The following is a 22465-nucleotide window of genomic DNA, read 5'->3' on the forward strand; positions in this document are numbered from 1 at the left end:
GACATATTGGCGAACAATTTCTGCGCCACTTCTTCGTTGGTTGCCTTGAGGGCCAACACCAGGTCTCTGGGGTCGCAATCCCGGACAAAGCGCTGCACGGAACGGTCGTCCATGGTGATGATGTCTTCGAAGACAAACATGCGTTTGCGGATCTCGTCGGCCAGGTCCTGGTCGTAGGCGGACAGCCCGTCGAAAATGTTCTTCTCGCTGGTGCGGTCCAAGTTGTTCATCACATCGGCCACATAGTCGATGCCGCCCACCTTCACGTTGGCGCTGGTCATGATATTGGAGAACTTCTTGCGCATCTCGGCCTCCACGATTTTGACAGCCACGGGGGATACGCTGTCGATCTTCGCCATGCTCTCCACCACCTGGATCTGGCGTTTCTCATCCAGCTGCGAGACCACACCTGCCGCCTTGTCCGCCTCCACGTAGGAGAGGACCAGGGCAATGGTCTGGGGACGCTCGCTTTGCAGGGCGGAGTACAGGGACTTCTCGTCTGCCTTCTCCATAAAGGAGAAGCTGCGGTTGCGCAGGGACTTGGTGACCTTGCCCAGCAGCTCTTCGGCTGTCTGAAGGCCATAGGCCTTTTCCAACACGGTACGGGCGTATTCCAAGCCGCCCTCTGTCACCGCACGGTTGGTGCGGCAGAGTTGGTAAAATTCGTTGAGGATTTCTTCTGTCTGGTCGGAATCCAAAAAACCCAGTTTCGCCACCTCGATGGTGAGCTGCTCTACGTCCTCTGGTTCCATGTGCTTATAGAGAGTGGAAGCCCGCTCTGCACCCAGGGCAATCACAACCGTGGCCGCCCGCTGGGCACCGGTGAGTTCCGGGCGGTCTTTGCCGTCCTTCTTTCCCTTTGCAGGGGGTGCAGACTTCATTTCTTTGACTGCGGAGGCAGATGCCGCCGCATTGGGCTCAGCAGTCGCCACTGCGGTTTCAGGCATTTTCCTCATCCCCCTTTAGCCAGCCTCTCAGCAGCAGAGCTGCCACTTCTGCGTTCTCATCCACAAAGTCGCGGATACTCTGGCGCAGTTCCATACTGCGCTCGGTATGGAGTTCCATAACATCTGCGCCTTGGGGTTCGCCTTCCTCCGGCATGGCTGCGGCGATAAATTCTTCCACAGCCTGGAGTTCGGCCTCCTCCTTCTCGCGCTTTTTCCGGCGCAGCAGAAGGATAACCACCAGAAGCACCACGAAGAGGATAATGCCACCAACAAATGCATACAGTGCCCAAACCGGGAGTCCAATGCGATCCATCAATGACTCAGCCGGGCTTGGCGGTGCTTCCTCTGTCCAGAAGGGGAAGCTCATCACCGAGACCTTGGTGCTCAAATACTGGTCCTCGGTCATGGTTTCCGTTGCCACCGGAGTGATACCCGCTGCGGTAGCCACATGGCGGCGAACAGACTCCGTGTTCACATAACCAGCCGTTTCAGAGTTGATGGTCACAGCTACTGTACAGTCGCTGATATAACCGGCAGTGGTACGAGAAGTCGTCTGCCTCTTGGGGTTATCGTAGTTTATTTCGCCGCTGCCACTTAATCTGTCTCCCAGATTCTGATCGTCGGCTCCCTCTTCTACATACGTGGGAATATCAGAATTCACGCCAGTACCGACGGTTCCTCCGGCTAGAGCGCCATCACCTTCGCCTGTGTTATAGCTGTAAACCCGCCGGCCGATGATACCTGCACCATTGGTTGAGCCATCCCGGGCATATTCCGGCAGAATGGGCTCATATTCCTCCGTGGTCGTATCCGACAGATCAATCACGACACTGACCCCGACTTCCACGTTATCCGTACCGTAGGCCTTACGCAAGCTGTCCAGAACTCTTTTGCGCACGGCGTTGCTATACTCCTGCTCCAAACGGAGCTTCAACGCAGAGCTGCCCTCGCTGCTAGAGATACCGCCGCCAGTATATTCCTGGCCGTTGGTATCACTAATGGAGACGTCTTCAATGTCTAATCCCGCCACACTGTGGGCAATATAGTTGCGGATGGCGTTGGCCTGCTGGTCACTCAGCGTCTGGCCGTTTTTCATCGTCAGCACCACGCCCGCCGTAGCCTTCGTCAAATTGTTGCTGTCCAGTACGTAGGTACGATCCTGGCCCATGTCGAGGGTCACGGCGGCATCCTGCACCCCCTCAAACTGGCGGATGGTGCTGGCCATTTCATCCATCAGGGCCACCTGCCAAGCATTGTTTCGGTCCAACTGGGTGGACAGGGCCCCCGTCTTTTCAAAATAGCCGCTAAAGGACGTGCCCTTGCTGGCATACTGCTCCTGAAGCAACCGTGCTTTCAAGTTTGCCGCCTGGGCCTCCGGCACCAGGATGGTCCCGTTCCCCTCTGTGCGGTAATTGGTAACCCCTTGTTCTCCCAACCATGTTGACACGGTGGACACCTCATCTGGGGTGGCCTCTGTGATTAGAATGGAATAGGGGCGGTTATTCAGGATCACAACAATGACAACAGCTACGATGATCGCCACGGCGGCGATCAATATCCACATTTTCTTGGAAACCTTTTTCAGTGTTGTCTTGATCTTTTCCCAAATACCCTTTAACTTTTCTTTGTTCAAGCGCCATCATCCCCGCTCTCTGCCTTCTATCCTACCTCAGTGCGCAACATTAGATGTTAATATTCTTCAGCTCGTTGTACACATCCAGAGCCTTGTTGCGCATCTGCACCAGCAGGTCCACCGCGATCTCATTCTTGTAGCCTGCCAAGCCCAGCTCAGCGGGGTTATCCAGCTGCCCGGTGGAGAGCAGATACTGGGCATTGACGAACTCTGCGTCAGTATCCTTCACATCTTGGATCAGGGAGCGGAATAGGGAACCAAAAGCGCTCTCCCCCACCTCGGTGAGGGTGCGCTCCTTGGGGGTCTCGCTGCGGTGTTCAAAGGGGGTGATGGTTCGGATGGTATTTTCAATACCCATTCCTGTATTGCCAATCATAGGTACAGATCCTTTCTATATGTCAAATGCCCCTTACCGGCCGATTTCCAATCCACTGGAAATCACCGATTTCAGGGTGTTAAATGCCGTCACGTTGGAGTTGAATGCCTGGGTGGCCGCCATGGCGTCGGCGATTTCCTTCACCATGTCCACATTGGGCAGCTCCACATACCCTTCCTCGTTAGCGTCGGGATGGGTGGGGTCGTAAACCACTTTGAAGTCGCTGGGGTCTTCCGGGATATTGGTCACCCGCACGCCGCCGGCGGTGGGTTTTACCATCCCATTGGACACCAAACGGCTGCCACTCTGATTGCTGGCAGCGGAAGCCCGGGCCATTGCCTGCCGGAAGGTATTGCGGTTGCTCTCCGCCTGAAAGACCACCATTTTCCGCCGGTAGGGCCCGTCGCCATTCTCCACCCGCGTGGTCTGGGAGTTGGTGATATTTTCCGATATGATATCCAGGCGCAGCTGCTGGGCTGTGAGCCCGGAACCAACGATGTTAATTGAATTCAAAAATGCCATGATTTATTCCCCTCTTATTGGCCCCGCACAGCCATGCGCAGGATAGAATAGCTCTTGTTGATGGCGTTATATAGGTACTGCTGCTGGTAGGCATTGCGCACCATCTCCACCATCTGCTCCGTGGCGTCCACGCCGTTGTCGTCCATACGCTTGGCCTCGTCGATATCGTAAACAGCAAAATCTGCATTCTCCAACACCTGACGCACATTCTCCCGGGATCTCTTGCCCACTGTGGCTGCCTGCTGGAGCTTCTCGGTCAGGTTCTGCTCAAAGGTTACAACCTTGGCTTTATAGTTGGGGGTCTCAGCATTGGCGATATTGTCCATGATCGCCGCCTGCTTGGTCCAGAGAAAGTCCATGGAGCGTTCCATCATCACCATGGAATTGCTGCGTAAAAAGTCCATTTCTGCCCCTCCTAAAAAAATGATGGATTTGGGGCCAGCTCTCCCACCAAGGCAGAAGCGGCCACACTTTTATGCTATTATGTCACGACCCACAAGAAATTGCAAGGGCAAATTGCCCAAAAAAAGGTCTAAAAATCAAGTCACTGAAGTCAAAGTCTGCAATGGCTATCGACCAAAGCCGTGCAATTTCGTCAGGTATATACAACGCATTCGTATACGAGGGGCACACAAACACCACAGGCAGTACCCCGCCCCTGGCCGGCGTTATCCACACGCCGTCTCAGGGAATACAAATTGATTTTTGAGGCAAAATACATCCATTTCACTCTGTGAGGTATTATACCATAACAGCTTGGAAAGCACAAGACTTTTTCTACCTCCTGCACGCTCCTGATTATGGCAACGTGCAGGAGATATACCCTCTGCTTTGGCGGGTAAAAACCAAGCGCTTTATTCACTTTTTATCGCAAAAACCCATTTCTACGTAAGGAAAATGGGTTTTTATAACATGATATTCTATGCCATTGCCCCTGCATCCGACACAGTTCCACAGACTGCTTCTCCGTCCAAGCGCCTCTTCTGAGGCAGGCCGACGCACATCAGCAAACAGGCAAACAAGGGCACAGACACGACGTCTGTACCCTTATTTTTTGTTTACTGATGAATGATAAACTTCTCCAGCAGGCGCATGACATCACGGATATCAATGGGCTTGGCGATGTGGGCATTCATGCCGCTGTCCAGGCTGCGCTTGATGTCCTCTGCGAAAGCGTCTGCCGTCATAGCAATGATAGGCAGGTCACAATCTGGGCGACCCATCTCTCGAATGGCCTTAGTGGCCTCATATCCTCCCATGATGGGCATACGGATATCCATGAGCACCGCGTCATAGTAGCCCACTGGGGAAGCCCTGAACTTGTCCACACAGATCCTTCCGTTTTCTGCCCAATCCAACACCAGCCCTTCTGCACTAAGCAGCTCCGAGGCGATCTCCCAGTTGAGCTCATTGTCCTCCGCCAGGAGAATCCGGCAGCCTTCCAGCTCCCGTTTCCCCTCCTTCGGCTGTTCCTGCACCAACTCAGGATCCTCCGCGAACTTCCGCAGGCTGTTGAAGAGGGTGGACTTAAACAAGGGTTTGGAGATGAATCCAGTGATTCCCGCCGCTCGCGCCTCCTCCTCGATCTCCCCCCAATCATAGGCGGAGATCAGAAGGATGGGTACATTCATTCCCATCTCCTGTCGGAGGCGGCGGGCAACCGAAATGCCGTCCTGATCTGGCAGCTTCCAATCCAGCAGGATAACATGGTAGTCGTCCCGCCTCTGGTGGCGGTTATGGACCATTTTTATAGCACTCTCTCCATCCAAGGTCCATTCCGCATTGATGCCGATGGACTGCAAGGCCGCGGTCGTGCTCTCGCACAGGGGCTGGTCGTCGTCTACCACCAGCATGTTCCAGTTGGGGAGGATCATCTCCTCTTCTGTCACCGTCGTTTTTTCCAGGTCGAGGGCAATCCTAAACTCTGACCCCACACCCTTCTGGCTCTTCACGTCGATGGTGCCGCCCATGGCGTCCACCACAATGTGCTTGGTGATGGCCATACCTAGGCCGGTGCCTTCTGTGCGGTGGACCCGCCGCCTGTCCTCCCGCGCAAAGGAGTCGAAAATGTGGGCCCGGAACTCCTCCGACATGCCGATGCCATTGTCCTTTACATTGATATGCACACGGACATACCCCTCCCCCTTAGGGGAGTCGGTTTCATAGAGGGACATCTCAATAACGCCCCCCTCCGGGGTAAACTTAATGGCATTGGAGAGGAGGTTGAGCAGGACTTGATTCAAACGTACACTGTCACAGCAGACGTTCTCTGTGGTAATATCGTGGATGTATACATCAAATTCCTGCTTCTTCGCCTTCACCTGGGGCTGGCAGATGCTCACAATCCCCTCGATTACTTCCCGCAGGGAGACCTGATCCATATTCAGGCTCATCTTCCCGCTTTCGATCTTCGACATGTCCAACACGTCGTTGATGAGCCCTAGGAGATGTTTGCTGGATAAGGTGATTTTTCGCAGGCAGTTTTGTACCTGTTGCTTGCTGTCGATATTCGCGGTGGCGATGGCCGTCATTCCCACAATGGCATTCATCGGCGTGCGGATATCATGGCTCATGTTAGAGAGAAATTCGCTCTTGGCCCGATTGGCATGCTCCGCATCCTTCCGCGCCTCGTCCAGCTCCTTCATTTGCTGCCGGGTCAGGCCGAAATATTTGGAAAATACCAGCAGCAGCGCCACGATGATTGCGCCGCCCCCTATCATAGCCATCATCACCCACTGGTGGCTCAGGCCGTTGACAATGGTGTCGATGGTCCCATAGGGCATAAAGGTAATGAGATACCACTCCGAGTGGGCCAGCCGGGTGCAGTACAGGTGCCGCCGCTCCCCTTCTATGGTGGCTTCCCCAGAATATTCCTCGTCCTTATTCATGGCCTCCCGCAGTTCATTTAGGTACTCCTCCGGGGATTGCCCGTCTACCTCCTGATAAATGTCGTTGACCCGGTCAAAATAGTTTTCCCGGTAGGCGTCAGAGCTACGAATGATGTAGGAGCCATCCCGCCGTATAATGAAGGAATAGACGTGCTCGTCGTTCTCATCCAAGGACAAGGTATTGTTGATGTACGACACTGGCAGGCCCGCCACCAGGGCAACACAGGGCTGCCCGTCCGAGGCTCTATGCTTGCTGGGAATCCCCAGCAGCACCACATTGTTGCCCGACTGATCCGTGCCGATGGCCACCTTTTTCTCTCCCTCAATAATAGACTCTATGAACGGGTCCGGGTCGGTGATCTTCAAGGATGAGCCATAGAGCATTTGAAACGTCCCGCTCTTGGTGAAAAACGCAAGATGGCTAAAATCCATAGTCTGCGCATTGGCCACCAGTTCCTCCTGCATCGCCGCGTCGTCGTGGATACGGTCCGCCTCTATCATCTGCACCAGCGCATCCAGCTGGTTTAGGCGCAGTCCAATGGTCGTCTCAAAATGCTTGGAAATCTGCTGGCTCATACTGGACATGTAAAGCGTACCCACCTCATTGATGGTACGTGTACTTTGGGCACGCATATGAAACGCCAAGAAGGAAAGGACGAATACACAAAGAAGCGCCACAGCCACCAAACTAGAAATCAGGAAGCGTGTCGTTTTGTTTTTCATGCCCCGTTTTCCTCCTGAAACGCCTGGATAGCCTGAATGGTACGCTGGTAATCCCCACGCATCCGTTCTGCCAGGCTGTCCGCCTCAGGAGTATGCCCCCCCCGCAGCGCTTCACACAGTTCGCTGCTGGAATCACCCAGGGCAACAAAGCTCAAATTCTGGCACACACCCTTGATGGTATGTGCTGCCCGGAATGCCTCCCCCCAGTCTTCCTTTTCAAAGGAGCTGTTGAGCAGGTCGTAGCTACCGTCGCTGAGGAATTTCAACACGAACTTCTGCACCAGGCGTTCACTGCGCAACCGTCCAATGGCTTCCTCATAGTCTCCGCCTAGGGCGTCATAGCATTCTTTCAGCGTCATTTCCAGCACTCTCCTTCTAGTTATTATCCTTCTTCCCCATCGCTGTCGATGGGCGAGATCGCCGAGAGGGTCTTATCCATACTCTCGTCATAAAAACGGTAATGTCCCCGCCCAGAGCGTTTCACGGTGTAAAGGGCCTGGTCCGCTGCGTGGAAGAGGGTTTCATAGTCCGTCCCCACCTTCTCCGTGGTGGCCACACCGATGCTCACAGAGAGGGGGAACTGCTCATACATCCCGGTCACTGCGTTAAAAATACGCTCAATGGCAGGTTCTACCTCTATCTTGCATTCCAGGAACACCACCATCTCGTCGCCCCCCACCCGGGCCGCAATATCTCCCCCCCGGGTGTTCTGGCGCAGCTTATCGGCCATGTAGATAAGCACCTGGTCCCCAAAGCTATGTCCATAATTATCGTTGGCGGATTTGAAGTGATCCAAATCCAGGATAGCCAGGGCATACCGCCCCTCCGGCCGCTCCTCCAAGCGCTCCTGGATGCGCTTCTTGGCGGTGGCGTGATTCAAGAGCCCCGTCATGGCGTCGTGGGTCGCCATGCGTTCCAGGTTATCCAAGTGCATCCGGGAGTCGTGGACATCAATGGCCTTGCCGATGGCCCCGGTGTAGCGGGGCGGCTCGTCGGGGGACCAAATGGCCCGGGCCAGAATCCGCGTCCAGCGGGCGGCGCTCTCTTTGTAATGGATCAAGCAGTCAAAGGTGACGGTAGGCTGACCAGGGGTGGTGGCCCGGAGGGCATCCGCCAAGCCCCGCCAGCTATCCTTGCCGATGAGCTCCATCACCCGGGGGTCTGTCTCCGGCTCCATGACGATTTCCTCCAAGCCCAAGGTCTCCGCCCCCCAGGCAGACAGGGTAACCATGGGCGGCTGAAGGGTAAACTCAAACTGGATCTCCTTGCTCAGGTCCGCGAAGAAGTTATACTTCATCCGCTCGTGCTCCAACAGCTGCAAGGTGCGCTCGGAGGCGGTAAGCTCCTCATACTTATGCATTTCCCGGGCAATGTTCTGCATCTCCCGTTGGTTGCGGCGGAAGGCGTTGTCATCCCGCAGCTCTTCCTGGATGCCGTCGGCACACTCCTCCAAGCACTCCATCAGCAGGGGATTAAAGGTCCCGCACTCGCCATTGAGGATCATTGTCACAGCCTTTTCATGGGAAAAGGCCTTTTTATACACCCGCTCACTGGTCAGGGCGTCATACACATCCGCCAGGGCCACAATCTGGGCAGAGATGGGGATTTCATCCCCCTTCAGCCCATCGGGATACCCCCGGCCGTCGTAGCGCTCGTGGTGCCAGCGGCAGATTTCATAGGCCGCTTTCACCAGCGGTTCATCCTGATGGATGGGCAGCCCCGCCAGCATTTCCGCCCCGATCATGGAGTGGGTCTTCATGATCTCGAATTCCTCTTTCGTAAGCCGCCCTGGCTTATTGAGCACATTCTCATCAATGGAAATCTTCCCCACGTCGTGGAGCGCGGAGGCCGTGCTGATGATGGAGATATCCGTCTGGCTCAGATGGTATCGGTCTGTTTTATGAATCAGCACCTTCAGCAGCATTTCTGTCAGCGTGTGGACATGGCGCACATGCAGGCCGCTTTCCCCGTTCCGGAATTCCACAATGTTGCTGAGAATATCGATCATCAAGCTGCTGCGGTGTTCCTTCTCATAGATCTGATCCGCCACCAAGGACACCAGCTTTTTCTGCTTGGTATAGAGCAGGATGGTGTTCACCACCCGGCGGTGGACCAGCAGTGCGTCGAAGGGCCGGCTGATAAAGTCCGTGACCCCCATCTCAAAGGCCCGCTCTACATGGGAGGACCCCCGTTCGGCAGAAATCATAATCACCGGGACCTCTTCGATCCAGCGATAGCGGTTCATCATAGATAGTACGCCAAAGCCGTCCAGGTTGGGCATCACAATGTCCAGCAGCACCAGGGCAATCTCACTGCTGTGCTGCTGCAGCATAGCCACACCCTCGTTGCCGTCCTCTGCCTCCATGATCTCATACTCCTCCCCCAGCATATCTGCCAGGATTGAGCGGTTCATTTCTGAGTCATCTACGATCAAGATCTTCTGCTTATCTGAGAGTCTTTCCATCGCATACACCCCCTAATATCCTAAAGTTACGACCCATTCCGCCGCATTGTGCCAGGAGCAAGGGCCGGTCCATTTCTCTATGTTTCACAGCCCAGGGAAAAGGGCAGCATATTCATACAGCTTAGATTATACCACAGTCTCCCACAGAAAGACAAGTTTGGATTTATAAATTCCAGTGGAAAGCGCAGGAATTTTCCCCCCCAACTTCCCACCGCTGTGTTTCCCTCTGGGGAAAAAGGGGCGCCATCCGGTTGCAAAAGGGGGAAGGATTTGGTATAATTTTAAGAATCATCTTGACATGAAACCCAGAACGGAAAGGAACTGGTGGTATTATTGGAGCACGATAGCATGGAAAAAACGGTGGACCTTTCCCTGGTGGTCCCCTGCTTCAACGAGGCGGGGAACGTGCAGCGGTTTCAGGAAGAGGTCATGGCCACCTTCGCTTCCAGCGGCCTGTCTTACGAGCTGGTGTTTGTAGATGACGGCAGCCGGGACGGCACCCTATCCGCCCTGCGCACAGTATATCAAGCCGCCGCCTGCCCTGTCCAGGTGCTCAGCTTCTCCCGGAACTTCGGCAAGGAGGCCGCCATGCTGGCGGGGCTGGGGGCGGCCCGGGGAGAGCTTATCGCCCTCATCGACGCCGACCTTCAGCAGCCCCCAGAGCGGGTGCTGGACATGGTGCGCATCCTCCAGGCGGAGCCCCAATATGACTGCGTGGCAGCCTTTCAGGAAAAACGCCGGGAGGGGGCCGTCCAGGGCTTTTTGAAAAAGACCTTTTACCGCCTCATCAACCGCTTCTCTGACGTGGACTTTGTAGAAAACGCCAGCGACTTCCGCACCATGCGCCGCCCGGTGGCGGAAGCTTTGCTGTCCATGGGGGAGTCCCACCGGTTCTCCAAGGGCCTGTTTTCCTGGGTGGGCTTTTCCACAAAGTATATTCCCTACCAGGCCCGGGCCCGGACGGAAGGGAGCACCAAGTGGTCCCTGGTCAAGCTGTTCCGCTACGCCTGGGACGGTATCCTCAGCTTTTCCACCGCCCCCATCAAAATCGCCATCTACCTGGGGCTGATCTGTGCCCTGCTCTCCGCCATCTACCTGGTGGTGGTGCTGGTACAGAAGCTGGCCTTCTCCATCGCCGTCCCCGGCTATGCCACCATCGTCTGCCTCATCTTGTTCCTGGGGGGCCTACAGCTCTTTTTCCTGGGCATCTTAGGGGAGTATATCGGCCGGATCTATATCCAGGTGAAGCAGCGTCCCCCCTACCTGTTGAAAGAACATCTGAATTGGAGTGATCCGAACCCATGAACCGCTTATCCAAAGGAAAGCTCCAACGCCGTTCCCTGGGGCAGTGGGTGAGCCCTCTCCTGCTGGCGGTGGCTTTCCTGGCCCTTTTGCTGCTCACCGCCAAGATCACCATTTACTGTGACGACTATTTCTACGGCCTCTTTTTCCGGGACGGCTGGAACGGCTTCTGGGACCTGACGGTCTGGCACTACCTGAACTTCAACGGCCGGGCTTTCGTCCACTTCATGGCACAGGTGGCCCTGATCTTCGACACCAAGCTATTCATCCTCCTCAACCCCCTGATGCTGGCAGTGGCCTTTCTGTTGGGCAGCCGCCTACAGTCCGGCGAGACCCCCTGGCGCATCCTGCTCTCCACCAGCGCTGTGGGGATGATGGTGGTAATGGCCCTACCCATCCAGTTCCTGAACACCTCCCTGCTGTGGATTTCCGCCGCCTTCAACTACCTCTTCCCCATTTTCTTTTTGATGCTGGTCCTCTGGCGGCACCAGAGGGACACGGAGAAGGGGCGGCTTCATCCTCTGACCATGTTGCTCATCTTCCTGGCCGGGGCCACCACAGAGCAGAGCGGCCTGGCCGCCATTATCTGCTTGGGCGGATGGAGCTTCCTGTGCTATCTGCGGAAAAAAATCCCCCTCTGGCAGGGCTTTCTGCCCATCCTTCTCTCTGGGGCAGGCTATGCCTCCGTGATCTTCGCCCCCGGCACCTGGGTGCGGGTTGGGAATGAGCGGGGGGGCGGTTTCCTCTCCTTCCTGGCGGACCCGGCGGAGCTTCTTGCCCGCTTCCGCCTCGCCACCAACTTTTTCACCGGGGAGCAGGGGGTCCCCCTGTTGATCCTGTCGCTCTGCCTGCTGCTGGCCGCCCACGCCCTGCTGACCCGCCGCGCCCCGAAGGTTCTGCTCTCAGGAGGCGTGGTGGCAGTGGCCTATCTCCTGTTGCGCCAGGGCGGGCACCCTCTCGTGGCTAACCTCCTGGCGGTGCTGTTCCTGCTCTTCGCCGCTCTGGTCTCTCTTCTCTGGCACCAAACCACCCTCCGGGGCCTGCTGATGCTGGGAATGCTGGCCTCCCAGCTGGTGATGATCCTGAACTCCTCCGCCGCCCCCCGGACGGCGGTACCCGCCATTTTACTGCTGCTCATCGTATGTATCTCCCTGCTGGCGGAGTGCCTGGAATGCCTGAAGGGCCTGCCCTCGTGGGGTGTCCCTCTTCTGGCCGCAGCAGCTATGGCAGCGCTGTGCCCCCTCTACCTCACCACCTACCAGGGCTATGCCGCCAACCAGGTGGTGAACCTAGCCAACGAACAGGCCCTGCGGCAGCACGACCAGGAGCCCATCGTCCTAAGCCTGGACCTGAGCCAGGATTACCGTCATTTAATGTTCTTTGAAAGCCGGGCCTATATGGATTACGCCCTGGAATACTACGGCGTCACCTCGGAGAAAATCAGCTACACCAGCAGCAACCTGGAACTCTCCGGCCTCTACAACGGCCAAAGGGCTGGCCTGCCCGCTTTCCGGGATGGCGACACCCTCTTCCTCCCCATCCAGGATATCGCCCAACTGTGCGGCGGGGACGGGGAATGGAACTATGTGTACCACGGCACCGTGATCTGGCTGGACCAGCGCAGCTATCTCTTCCTGCCCAGTGGGGAAGTCTACCGCTGGGATCTGGCCACCCAACGTCCCGTCGGCCAGGCCATCTACTCTGATGTACGCTCCTTCTACACCTATTATGCCCCGGCAGAGCTGTTTCAACAGTTCTTCGGGATCACCACCCGCTACGACCCGGTGGAAAACATCTATTACATCCAGCAGGAGGAACTGCCATCATGACAACCCGCACCCTGAAAAAACCCCTGGACCGGGGCCTGTTCTGGGGGGGAGCCGCAGTCCTGCTCCTGGCCATGCTGTTACAGCTGGCAGTGAACGCCCACCTCACCGTCTATTCCGACGACTACTGGTACGGCACCTTCTTCCAGGACGGCTTCAAGGGCTTCCTGCGCCACAGCTGGAACCACTACCAAAACACCAACGGCCGGGTGTATGTACACCTTTTGATTCCCATCCTGCTCTTGGCAGACACCAAACTCTTCGCCCTCCTCAGCCCCATCCTCACAGCGCTGATCCTGCTGCTGGGGCTGCGGGTACAGAACAAGGCGATGCGCCGGGGGAGCCTGCTCCTGGCCGGGGGGCTTGCCCTGCTGTCCCTGCTGGGCAGTGAAATCCAATACCTGCGCATGGCCCTTTACTGGCTCTCCGCCTTCTTCAACTATGCCTTCCCCCTGCTCTTCCCTCTGCTGGTCCTATGGCTTATGGACCGCTTCCAGGCCAAGGCCCCCAGGCGGCGGGGACTGGTGGCCCTGGGCCTGTGTGCCCTACTGGCTGGGGCGGGGACGGAGCAATGTGGCCTGGTCTCCCTGGTGCTGGTGTGGGGTACCTGGTTCTTTGCCCGGAAGGACGCCCCTAAGGAAGCCCGCCTCTGGCTGGCTCCCCTGTGCACCAGCCTGGGCTACCTCACCATCCTCACCGCCCCCGGCAGCCACGCCCGGATGGGCCGGGGGATTGACGGCGGGATTTTCAGCGTATTGGACCCCTCGGTATTCCTGTCCCGCTTCTTTGACGTAATGCACTACCTCTGCGGCTTTCCCTTCTGGAACGTGCTGTTTGCCTGCTTCTGCCTGTTCCTGGCCCTGCTGTACTGGACAGACCGCAGCCTGCCCCGGGTACTGCTCTGCGGCTTCCCGGTGGCGGCATTGGTGCTCATCCTGGCCCTCACCGGCCTGGAAAAACCTCTGGCCATCCTGACAGTGGTGTTCACCCTATATAGCGCTGTCACCCTCCTGCTCCACCCCACTTACCGGCAGACGGGGCTTCTCCTCCTGGGGGCCGGGGCCTCAGTGATGATGCTCATTATCACCACCCTTTATTACGCCCGGACCTTCTTCCCCTGCCTGCTGCTGTTCCTCACCGTGTGTTGGAGCCTGCTGTTCCGATTGCTGGAACACTGCCCCCGCCTCCCTGCCGTGGCCATTTGCGCTATGCTGGCGGCGGTGTTCTTCCTGCGCTATGTGCCCATCTACCAGGGCTATGCCGCCAACCAGGCTGTGGTACAGAAAAACCTTCAGGCCATTGAGGACAGCCGCAGCAGTGGGGTGCTGGAATTGAGCATCGACCTGGACCCAGACTACCGCTTCACCATGTTCTATGAGGGAACCTACTTCCTGGAAAACTTCCTGCAATACTACCACCTCCCTCAGGACATCCCCCTGCGCTTCACCAGTGAGGAATGGGACGTCAGCAACCTACAGGTGGGGGACGCAGTGAGTACCTTCCCCACCTTGGAGAAGGACGGGGAGCTTCTGGTCCCCCTGGAGTTCCTCTTCCAGGAATCCGGCCATCCCTGTGTGTTCTACTGGACGGACCTCCACTTTGAGCTCAGCTACGGCGGAAGCGACTACGCCCTCTACAGCGACGGCAGCCTCCTACGGCACCTTCCTGACGGCGGCGTGGAGCCGGTGGGCTACTGCGTCCCCCGGATGCCCCATTCCTATACCTACACCCTGCTGTACCTCTCCGCCCAGGACCTAGAGCGCTGCTTCGGCATCACCCTGGCTTACGACCCAGAAACCGACACCTACGTATATGAGGGAAGCTTTTCCCAAACTCAGGAGGCATAAACTTTGATACTGGATACACCCTTCAAACAGCTGGCCGCAGTCTTTCTCCTCTCTATGGTCCCGGTGATCGAGCTCCGGGGCGCAGTCCCTGCGGCAATGCTCTATGACTTCCCTTGGGAAGTGGCCTATCTGGTCACGGTGGTGGGGAACATGGTGCCGGTCCCCTTCATCATCCTCTTCGCCCGAAAGATCATCAACTGGATGAAGCGCTGGGAGAAGCTCCGCGCCCTCGCCCACAGACTGGAACAGAAGGCCCATCGGAACAGCAAGAAGCTGGAACGCTTCCGCTGGCTGGGGCTGTGCTTCCTGGTGGCCATTCCCCTGCCCGGCACCGGCGCCTGGACCGGCGCCCTGGTGGCCTCTGTCCTGCAAATGCGCCTGCGGGACGCCATCTCCGCCATCGGCGCAGGCTGCATGATTGCCGGGCTCATCGTCACCCTCATCAGCTACGGCATTCTGGGATAAGGGGGCCGGTATGAAACACAATTGGGACCGTTTATGGCAGAGCTCCCTGGTCCGTTTTGGCCTGGTGGGGGTGCTGAATACCGTGGTGGGCACCACCATTATGTTCGTGCTCTACAATATACTTCACTGCACCTATTGGCAGTCCTCCTTTGCCAACTACTTCTTCGGCAGTATTTTAAGCTTCTTTCTCAACAAGTACTTCACCTTCCGCAGCAAAAAACGCTCCTGGGGCGAGGTGGGTCGCTTTATCATCAACATTGCCGTGTGCTATCTCCTGGCCTACGGCATCTCCAAGCCCCTCATGCTGCACCTGCTCTCTGGGCAGTCCCAGCAGTTCCGAGAGAACGTAGCCATGCTCTTTGGCATGGTGCTCTTCGTGGCCCTGAACTATCTGGGCCAGCGGTTCTTTGCCTTCCGCAAAGAGAAAGAAACATAACACCAGGCCGGCGCTGAACCTCTCAGCGCCGGCCTGGTGTTTTCTATATGCAGTTACAATGAGCTTTGATCCCGTTGTTCCGGTCACTCTACATTCACAGGAATCTTCTCTCCCCCGTATTCCACATAGTCCACCTGGGTCAAATCCAGGGGCTCGTCGAAGGGGATCATCATTCTGTGTACACTGCTGGGCTCCTGGCTCCGGGGCAGATCCGCGATCGGAATGTCCGAAATTTTGTTTCCGGTGAAGGAGTAACCCTCCGTGTCATCAAAGAACGCCGAGCCATCCTTCAGGACGATCTTGATGGGGCCGACCCCCCAGCCCACCCACTGGTTTTCCTGCAAGGTACACTTATACTCGCAGGACAGGCTCAGGGGGGACAGGGTCATGGTATCCGGTGCGCTGGTGATGTCAAAGGTCTCGTCGTGGTAGCTCAGACCCGCACAGTCCAAGGCCACACTCTGGCTCTCAAAATTCTTGCCGATGTCAAAGGTGAAGGTCCCGCCGAACACCTGGGTATACTCCTTGTCCGGCGCCTGCACCCACAGGCCACGGATGGTCAGGACCTTAGAAACGCCGTCGTTAAACTTCAACGCGCCGGATTCCTCGCCGTCCTCCGGGAGCACCTGATACCGCAGCACCACTTCCTTCATATTGTCCGTGGGGTCCTGGTCAGGCATCCAGGTGTAATCCACACTATAGCCGGGAGAGTAGGCCCCGTCGTAAGCGCTCAGATCCAAATCCAAGCTGTTCTTGGCCTCTCCCCCGAAGAGCTGGTAATATCCAGTCTCCTCGTCCAGATCCGGCAGGACAGTCCCCTGGGGAGCCTCCACCCGCAGGCGCAGGTAATAGACGTTCTCGTCTGCCACCGCGGCCAGGGGCGTCAGGGTAGCGCCCTGGCTGGTGACACCGCCGGAGAAGGTAGCCCCCAGTTGGTCGATCACCTGGATCTGTCCAGCGCTCAAGCTGTCGCCGTCCTTGGCAAAATAGCTCTGAAGGGTGGAGCCCACACCGCCGATATCCGCCGCTAGGGCGGTGACAGACATGGCCGCAACCGCCGCCGCCGCAATGAACACACGAACGGGGAACCGCTTACCCGTCTTCTTCTCTGTATGGTTCTTCTGATCCAATTTATTCATAGTCAACTCCTTGATCCGTGTGGGAGAGAGGACAGTCTCCGCCTCTAGCTCCACGTCTTCTTCCAGGTATGTATCCAGTAAGTCGGAAATATTACGCTTCATATGCGAATCCCTCCCTCATCAGTGTTTCCTTCAGCTTCACGCGGCCCCGCTTCAGCTTGGTCTTGACGGTCCCTTCCTTCAAGCCCATGCTCTGGGCCACCTCCTTTACGCTTTGGGTGTAGTAATAATAGCGGAGAAAAATCTCTTTCTCCTGGGCAGACAGGCTATTGAGGGCCTGGCGGACCAAAAAACGCTCTTCCGCCCGCTCTATATCGTTGGCTGGGTCCTCCAGGCCAGGGATGTCCAAGGCGTCGTCCTCTAGGGACAGGGTCAACCCTCGCTGGCGCAGCTTGTTCTTGGCCTTGTTCCTGGCCACCGCCCCCAGCCATCCCTTGAGGTGTCCGGGAGCCAAATCACCGGCCTGTTTCCAGGCGGCCAGGAATACGTCTGATACGACCTCCTCTCCATCCTCCGCGGGCATGGCTCCCCGGAGGATATTCCATACCACTGTGGAGACATAGGGGATGTACCGGTCCATCAGGGCCTCCAGGCCGGAGGCGTCGCCCTCCTGCATTTTTTCCACCATGACTGCTTCTCTCATGCAGTGTCGCTCCTTCTTGGTTTTTGAAAGCTGCTTTCACCAATAATATCACAGAAACCCCGCCGCGGGTTTCACCTGGCTGGAAAAAACTGCGGGATTCCCCCACCTCCCCGCCCAATTTGCGGCAGTTGACAGCCCCCACGGCCTCTGGTATCATGGAAAAATGGAAGGAGGCGGCACACTATGAATACACTTTTGGCGGTCATCATCTGCGGTATCATCATCCTGCCCATCATTGTGGGGATCATCATCATGTTCTTGAGCCACAAGTAATCCCCCCACGCCTTTTCCCTCTCACAGATCACACAAAAAAAGCCCTGGAAGCGCACGTCACGCTTCCAGGGCTTCTTCATTCTTATTGACAACGGTTTGCTCACTGCCCTGCCCGGAAGTCCAACACCTCCTGGGCGCAGAGGAGCATCTCCGCCGCCTCAGCCCGAGTGAGGGTATCCGAGAGATTCAGGGCACCGTCGGTGCCGGTGCTGAGCACCCCCACCGCTTCCAGGTTGGCCACAGACTGATAGGCCCAGGCCGGGGCGGCATCCTCCGCCAAGTCCCGGAAGGCCACGTCAGACACCCGCAGCAGGCGGTCCAGCATCACCGCCGCCTCGGTCTGGGAAATCACCCGCTCTGGGGCAAAGGCAGGGCCTTGCGCCCCCTCCCCACTGCCCTGGATGGCCCCTGTTTGAAGGGCCGAGGCCACATAGGGCTTGGCCCAGGTGGAAATACTGTCATCATCTGAAAAACCGGTGTTCTCCACAGGCAGGGTCTCCGCCCCCACCAGGTCCATAGCCATGGCCAGGAATTCCTCCCGGCTCACCATGTCCTCTGGGTGGAACAGCCAGGTCTCCCCCACCTGTTCCCCTACAAAGACGCCCCGCTCCGCCAACGTCACGGCAGCTTTCTGGGCAGGATGCCCCGCCATGTCGCTGTAGGTCACCTCACTCTTCTGCTTGCTGATCTTCACAGAGACGGTGGCCGGCTGGGAGACATTCCCGTCCCCATCCTCCGCCACATAGGTGAAGCTATCTTTACCGGTCTTGTTCTCATAGGGGGTATAGGTGAAGCTGGCAGCCCCCTCCTCCCCCTGGGTGATCTCTCCCCGGGCGGGGTTCTTGGTCACCCGGAAGGTCACGCTGCCCCCGTCGGGGTCCACTGCTGTGAAACTGCCGTTCACCGCCACATTTTTATAGGTGGTCAGGCTCAGGTTTTCCGCAATGGGGGTGACCCCCGTACCAGTGGCCAGGTCGTCATGGTCAAAGAGGGCCAGGGCAGGCATGGTCATCAACATGGTCAGCATCGCCAGCAGCAGGACAAAGCGCCCTCCCCAGGGAAATCGGTTCTCTCTCATAAGATACGCCTCCTTTGGAAAAAAGTAACCCTATCTTTCCCCCTTTCCCCGCCATCATTCCTACCGCCACCTTCCGCTTCCTTCCAGCCCCCGCCGGGCCAGGGCCATCACCAGCCCCACCCCAACAAAGGCGCTGATAAGGGAGGAACCGCCGTAACTGAAAAAGGGCAGCGTCACCCCCACCACCGGGGCGGTATATAGACACATGGCGATGTTGAGGATGGTTTGCACCCCCAGCATCCCCCCCACCCCGGCGCAGATGCAGGCGGCAAAAAAACGCTCCTGCCGCCGGGCCAGGGCCACACAACGCAGCACGATGGCCCCCAGCAACGCCAACAGGAGCACACAGCCCACCAACCCCAACTCTTCCCCTGCCACAGAGAAAATAAAATCCGTATGCCGGGCAGGCAAGGCCGAGGCGGAGGGATTCTGGGTCTGGGTCCCATGAAGGTAACCCTGTCCAGTGATCTGCCCAGAACCGATGGCCAGCAAGCTCCGCTCCTGCTGGAAGCCCTTGCCCAAGGGGTCCAGCTCATGGTCCACCACCACCTGGAAGCGCAGGCGTACATACTCCGGCAGCCGGGACCACAGCAGGGCCACCACCCCCACCCCCGCCGCCACCTGACCCAGCAGCCACAGGGGGTGAACCCCCGCTGCCCAGAGCATTACCAAATACATAGCCAGATACACCGCCACCATACCGATGTCCCCGGAGACGGCGTAAAGCAAGCCGCACAGGGCCAGGGTGTGCCCACCCAGCAGGAGGATGGCTACCGGTCGGTTCAGCCCCCGTTCCCGGAGGTGGCTGAGCTGAAGGGCCAGCAGCAACAGGAAGCAGAGCTTCACCACCTCCGCCGGTTGGAAATTGAAGCCCCCCGGCAGGGCCACCCAGCTCTTGTTCCCCGTGCCGTCGTCGTTGCCCAAGGGGACCAACAGCAACAGCAGGCCCACATTCACCACCGGCAGGAGCCACCAGAGCTTGTCCATAAGGTCCAGGATATCCAGCCGGGACAGCACCAGGCATGCCCCCACCCCCACTGCTAGGGCAATGGCCTGTTTCCCCGGCAAGCTGTGGAGCTCCGCATTGTAGCGGGTGGCAGAAAAGATCAACGCCAGGCCCCAAAGGGCGGCAGACAGGCAGAGGAAAAACAGCGGCCACTCTTCCCGCCGTGTTTTCAATGACTTCCTCACCGCACTTCGCCCCCTTTTTCCTATTCTCTTTTAAGAATACCCGTCCCAGCCCACAAATTTTGTCACAGAGGGGTGCAAGTCCGGAAAATATGTGCTACAATAGGCAATAAAATCGTCCCCATACGGGACAACAGGAGAGGAGGCGCATTGTGGAGCACTTTTCCAACAGCCCCCAGGCCACCGAGGCCCTTGGAGCAGCCCTGGCCCGGGCCTGTCCTCCTGGCAGCGTGGTGGCGTTCACCGGGGACTTAGGGGCAGGCAAGACCGCCTTTGTCCGGGGGATGGCCCAGGGCCTGGGCATCCAAAGCCGGGTAGTCAGCCCCACTTTTACCATCGTCAATGAATATGAGGGGGGAACTCTCCCCCTGTTCCACTTCGATATGTACCGCCTCACCAGCGCCGAAGAGCTCTTCGACATCGGTTGGGAGGACTTTCTCAGCCGGGGGGGCATCTGCGCCGTGGAGTGGAGCGAGAACATCCGGGATGCCCTGGAACCCGGCACCATTTTCGTGGATATCCGCCGGGGCGACGGGGAGCAAGCGCGTATCATTACCATTGAGGGGGTGGAGTTGCCGTGAAAATTTTGGCCTTGGAGTCCTCCGCCACCGCAGCTTCCGTCGCCCTATGTGAGGATGAAACCCTGCTGGCCCAGAGCTTTCAAAATAGCGGCCTCACCCACAGCCAGACCCTTCTCCCCATGGCCCAGCAGCTCCTGGCCTCCTATGGCTGCCGGGTGTCGGAGCTAGACCTCATCGCCGTAGCGGCAGGGCCAGGCTCTTTCACCGGGCTGCGCATCGGGGTCTCCACCGCCAAGGGCCTTGCCTGGGCGGCAGAGCTGCCCTGCGCCGGCTGCTCCACCCTGGCCTCCATGGCCTGGAACGCAGCTGGTTTTGAGGGTGAAATCTGCGCCGCCATGGATGCCCGGCGGAAACAGGTCTACAACGCCCGCTTTCGCGGGGTAAACCAGCAACCCCAGCGCCTAACCCCTGACCGAGCCATTTCCTTGGAAGCGCTGGTGGCAGAGCTGCGGGGTACCCAGGCTCCCCAGCTTGTGGTGGGAGACGGCGCAGCGCTCTGCTACGAAGCCCTGCGAGAGGCGGGCATCCCCGCCCAGCTGGCCCCTGCAAACCTACGCTTGCAAAGTGCCTGGGGTGTGGCACGGGAGGCCTTGACCCTGGCCCGAACAGGCCAGACCGTCTCCCCCAACCGCTTGGTGCCAGTGTATCACCGCCTGTCCCAGGCGGAACGGGAGCGGTTAGCCAAAGAAGCCAAGCAGCCGAAAGGAGAATGACCATGGACGATATGGTACACGTATTGGAACACCCTCTGCTCCAACACAAGCTGTCCATCCTCCGGGATGAGACCACCGGCGTGAAGGATTTTCGCCAGGTGGTGGGAGAGATTGCCACCCTCATGTGCTATGAAGCCACCCGTGACCTGCCCCTAGAGGAAGTCACCGTTCAGACCCCGGTAGCCCAGGCCGTGACCAAGAAGATCGCCGGGAAGAAGCTGGCCATCGTCCCCATCCTCCGGGCGGGGCTGGGGATGGTAGACGGGGTGTTTACGCTGATCCCCTCCGCCAAGGTAGGCCACATCGGCCTCTTCCGGGATCCGGAAACCTTGGCCCCGGTGAAATATTATTGCAAAATGCCCCAGGACATCGCCCAACGGGACGTAATCGTCCTGGACCCCATGCTGGCCACCGGGGGCTCTGCCTCCGCCGCTATCAGCTTCATCAAGGAGTACGGGGTACAGCACATCAAGCTTATGAACATTCTAGCCGCCCCGGAGGGCATCTCCCGGATTCGGACAGACCACCCAGATGTGGAGCTCTATGTAGCGGCTGTGGATGAAAAGCTCAATGAGCACGGCTACATCGTTCCCGGCCTGGGAGACGCAGGGGACCGAATTTTCGGCACCAAGTAAAAAAGTCTGGAAAATCTCTTGACTTTTCCCCTGCCCCATGATATTATAATTCTCGCGCCGGAGCTGAAGCGCTCCGGCGCGAACAATGCGCGAGTGGTGGAATTGGCAGACTCGCTAGATTCAGGTTCTAGTGTGCAATACGCACGTGCGGGTTCAAGTCCCGCCTCGCGCACCAACCTGTGTTGATGAAAAAGATACAGGAGAAAAAGCCACACTTAAGTGTGGCTTTTTCGCATATTCTGCAACAAAACAGGCCAAAATCGAAGAAAAGAGTCAAGTTTCCCAAAACAGGGAGCGTAATTCAGAAATAACGTTTCCAGAGATGCAAAAACGCCTTTCTGGAGACTTAGGGGACTCGAACTCTTTCACACTGATAAAAAAGAACAAACAACCATCAGACGCCGTCTGTGACCTGCCGGGAAACCGGTAGGCCATGGGCGGCGTTTTTGCGTTCCTAGAACTGTTATGCTTGTTGCTTATGCCTGCATTGTGCTGGATTCTTCAGTGGTCTTGGTCATAGCTATTGTCAGCGCCAGTGATAAAATGTAAAAAAACGCCGAGGAAAAAATGTAGTTTTGTGGCGGAGGTGAAGGGAAAAAGATAGACTCCCAATCAGGGCGAGAAAGAACCCGGAAAGGGAGTCAGGAAATGAAAGGAGCACAGTGGATGGATATCCGAAGCGACAGACTGAGCCCTTCCCAATAAAACGGACACAAAAACCGAGGAAAAAACGGAATGATTCGTAGAGTATTCGCAACAGCGGTTAAGCAGCTGAGCTACACAGTT

21 protein-coding genes and 1 tRNA gene are annotated in these 22465 nt (G+C 57.5%); 9 read left to right on the forward strand and 13 right to left on the reverse strand.

Annotated elements, in window-relative coordinates:
* The 9 genes from fliG to ACTOZL_RS07940 form a co-directional block, all read right to left on the reverse strand.
* Positions 1-947: flagellar motor switch protein FliG (fliG, locus tag ACTOZL_RS07900; protein ID WP_482477732.1), on the reverse strand; the 947-nt coding region annotated here is incomplete at its 3' end.
* A complete protein-coding gene (locus ACTOZL_RS07905; protein ID WP_482477734.1) occupies positions 940-2460 on the reverse strand; it encodes a flagellar M-ring protein FliF C-terminal domain-containing protein in 1521 nt (506 codons plus the stop codon). The genes ACTOZL_RS07905 and fliG, both read right to left, overlap by 8 nt.
* On the reverse strand, positions 2447-2590 hold the full coding sequence (locus ACTOZL_RS07910; RefSeq protein WP_482477735.1) for a hypothetical protein: 144 nt from the start codon (positions 2588-2590) through the stop codon (positions 2447-2449). Before ACTOZL_RS07910 ends, ACTOZL_RS07905 begins: the two co-directional genes overlap by 14 nt.
* Positions 2591-2629: 39 nt before the next feature.
* Positions 2630-2938, reverse strand: a complete 309-nt coding sequence (gene fliE / locus ACTOZL_RS07915) for a flagellar hook-basal body complex protein FliE (RefSeq protein ID WP_482477736.1) — start codon at positions 2936-2938, stop codon at positions 2630-2632.
* Between the two features lie 51 nt (positions 2939-2989).
* Positions 2990-3478 (reverse strand): flagellar basal body rod protein FlgC, encoded by a 489-nt coding sequence (gene flgC, locus ACTOZL_RS07920; RefSeq protein WP_482477737.1) that lies wholly within the window; start codon positions 3476-3478, stop codon positions 2990-2992.
* 14 nt (positions 3479-3492) lie between these two features.
* Positions 3493-3882, reverse strand: coding sequence for a flagellar basal body rod protein FlgB (gene flgB / locus ACTOZL_RS07925; protein ID WP_482477738.1), 390 nt, complete (start codon positions 3880-3882; stop codon positions 3493-3495).
* A gap of 654 nt (positions 3883-4536) precedes the next feature.
* Complete coding sequence (locus ACTOZL_RS07930) at positions 4537-7089, reverse strand: hybrid sensor histidine kinase/response regulator (RefSeq protein ID WP_482477740.1); 2553 nt, start codon at positions 7087-7089, stop codon at positions 4537-4539.
* The gene (locus ACTOZL_RS07935; RefSeq protein WP_482477741.1) at positions 7086-7448 is read right to left on the reverse strand and encodes an Hpt domain-containing protein; all 363 of its coding nucleotides are present in this window, start codon (positions 7446-7448) and stop codon (positions 7086-7088) included. The genes ACTOZL_RS07930 and ACTOZL_RS07935 overlap by 4 nt, the downstream gene beginning before the upstream one ends.
* Before the next feature lie 23 nt (positions 7449-7471).
* Positions 7472-9523 carry a bifunctional diguanylate cyclase/phosphohydrolase gene (locus tag ACTOZL_RS07940; RefSeq protein ID WP_482477743.1) on the reverse strand — a complete coding sequence of 684 codons (2052 nt, stop codon included), beginning with the start codon at positions 9521-9523 and terminating at the stop codon, positions 7472-7474.
* Between the two features lie 378 nt (positions 9524-9901).
* On the opposite strand from ACTOZL_RS07940, the gene ACTOZL_RS07945 reads away from it, so the two are divergent.
* From ACTOZL_RS07945 to ACTOZL_RS07965, 5 genes are read left to right on the forward strand one after another with little or no spacing between them, the layout of a single operon-like run.
* Positions 9902-10858 carry a glycosyltransferase family 2 protein gene (locus ACTOZL_RS07945; RefSeq protein ID WP_482477745.1) on the forward strand — a complete coding sequence of 319 codons (957 nt, stop codon included), beginning with the start codon at positions 9902-9904 and terminating at the stop codon, positions 10856-10858.
* Positions 10855-12684 (forward strand): DUF6056 family protein, encoded by a 1830-nt coding sequence (locus tag ACTOZL_RS07950; RefSeq protein ID WP_482477746.1) that lies wholly within the window; start codon positions 10855-10857, stop codon positions 12682-12684. The genes ACTOZL_RS07945 and ACTOZL_RS07950 overlap by 4 nt, the downstream gene beginning before the upstream one ends.
* A complete protein-coding gene (locus ACTOZL_RS07955) occupies positions 12681-14528 on the forward strand; it encodes a DUF6056 family protein (protein ID WP_482477748.1) in 1848 nt (615 codons plus the stop codon). The genes ACTOZL_RS07950 and ACTOZL_RS07955 overlap by 4 nt, the downstream gene beginning before the upstream one ends.
* A gap of 3 nt (positions 14529-14531) precedes the next feature.
* Complete coding sequence (locus ACTOZL_RS07960; protein ID WP_482477749.1) at positions 14532-14993, forward strand: COG2426 family protein; 462 nt, start codon at positions 14532-14534, stop codon at positions 14991-14993.
* A 10-nt stretch (positions 14994-15003) separates the two neighbouring features.
* Positions 15004-15429 (forward strand): GtrA family protein, encoded by a 426-nt coding sequence (locus ACTOZL_RS07965; RefSeq protein ID WP_482477750.1) that lies wholly within the window; start codon positions 15004-15006, stop codon positions 15427-15429.
* 83 nt (positions 15430-15512) lie between these two features.
* Here the strand turns inward: ACTOZL_RS07965 and ACTOZL_RS07970 are convergent, their stop codons facing one another.
* The 4 genes from ACTOZL_RS07970 to ACTOZL_RS07985 form a co-directional block, all read right to left on the reverse strand.
* Positions 15513-16670, reverse strand: a complete 1158-nt coding sequence (locus ACTOZL_RS07970) for a hypothetical protein (protein WP_482477751.1) — start codon at positions 16668-16670, stop codon at positions 15513-15515.
* Complete coding sequence (locus ACTOZL_RS07975) at positions 16660-17211, reverse strand: RNA polymerase sigma factor (protein ID WP_482477752.1); 552 nt, start codon at positions 17209-17211, stop codon at positions 16660-16662. The genes ACTOZL_RS07970 and ACTOZL_RS07975 overlap by 11 nt, the downstream gene beginning before the upstream one ends.
* A 373-nt stretch (positions 17212-17584) precedes the next feature.
* On the reverse strand, positions 17585-18562 hold the full coding sequence (locus ACTOZL_RS07980; protein ID WP_482477753.1) for an S-layer homology domain-containing protein: 978 nt from the start codon (positions 18560-18562) through the stop codon (positions 17585-17587).
* A 60-nt stretch (positions 18563-18622) separates the two neighbouring features.
* Positions 18623-19753, reverse strand: a complete 1131-nt coding sequence (locus ACTOZL_RS07985) for an FtsW/RodA/SpoVE family cell cycle protein (protein ID WP_482477755.1) — start codon at positions 19751-19753, stop codon at positions 18623-18625.
* Positions 19754-19902: 149 nt separating this feature from the next.
* Here ACTOZL_RS07985 and tsaE point away from each other — a divergent pair, with 149 nt between their 5' ends.
* From tsaE to ACTOZL_RS08005, 4 genes are all read left to right on the forward strand, one after another.
* Positions 19903-20331, forward strand: a complete 429-nt coding sequence (tsaE, locus tag ACTOZL_RS07990; protein ID WP_482477756.1) for a tRNA (adenosine(37)-N6)-threonylcarbamoyltransferase complex ATPase subunit type 1 TsaE — start codon at positions 19903-19905, stop codon at positions 20329-20331.
* Positions 20328-21044 carry a tRNA (adenosine(37)-N6)-threonylcarbamoyltransferase complex dimerization subunit type 1 TsaB gene (gene tsaB / locus ACTOZL_RS07995; protein ID WP_482477757.1) on the forward strand — a complete coding sequence of 239 codons (717 nt, stop codon included), beginning with the start codon at positions 20328-20330 and terminating at the stop codon, positions 21042-21044. Before tsaE ends, tsaB begins: the two co-directional genes overlap by 4 nt.
* A 2-nt stretch (positions 21045-21046) precedes the next feature.
* Positions 21047-21679: a uracil phosphoribosyltransferase gene (gene upp, locus ACTOZL_RS08000; protein ID WP_482477758.1), complete on the forward strand. Its 633-nt coding sequence runs from the start codon at positions 21047-21049 to the stop codon at positions 21677-21679.
* Positions 21680-21766: 87 nt separating this feature from the next.
* Positions 21767-21854 (forward strand) — tRNA-Leu (locus ACTOZL_RS08005).
* The last annotated feature ends 611 nt before the right edge of the window (positions 21855-22465 follow it).

This window comes from Evtepia sp., assembly GCF_056797215.1.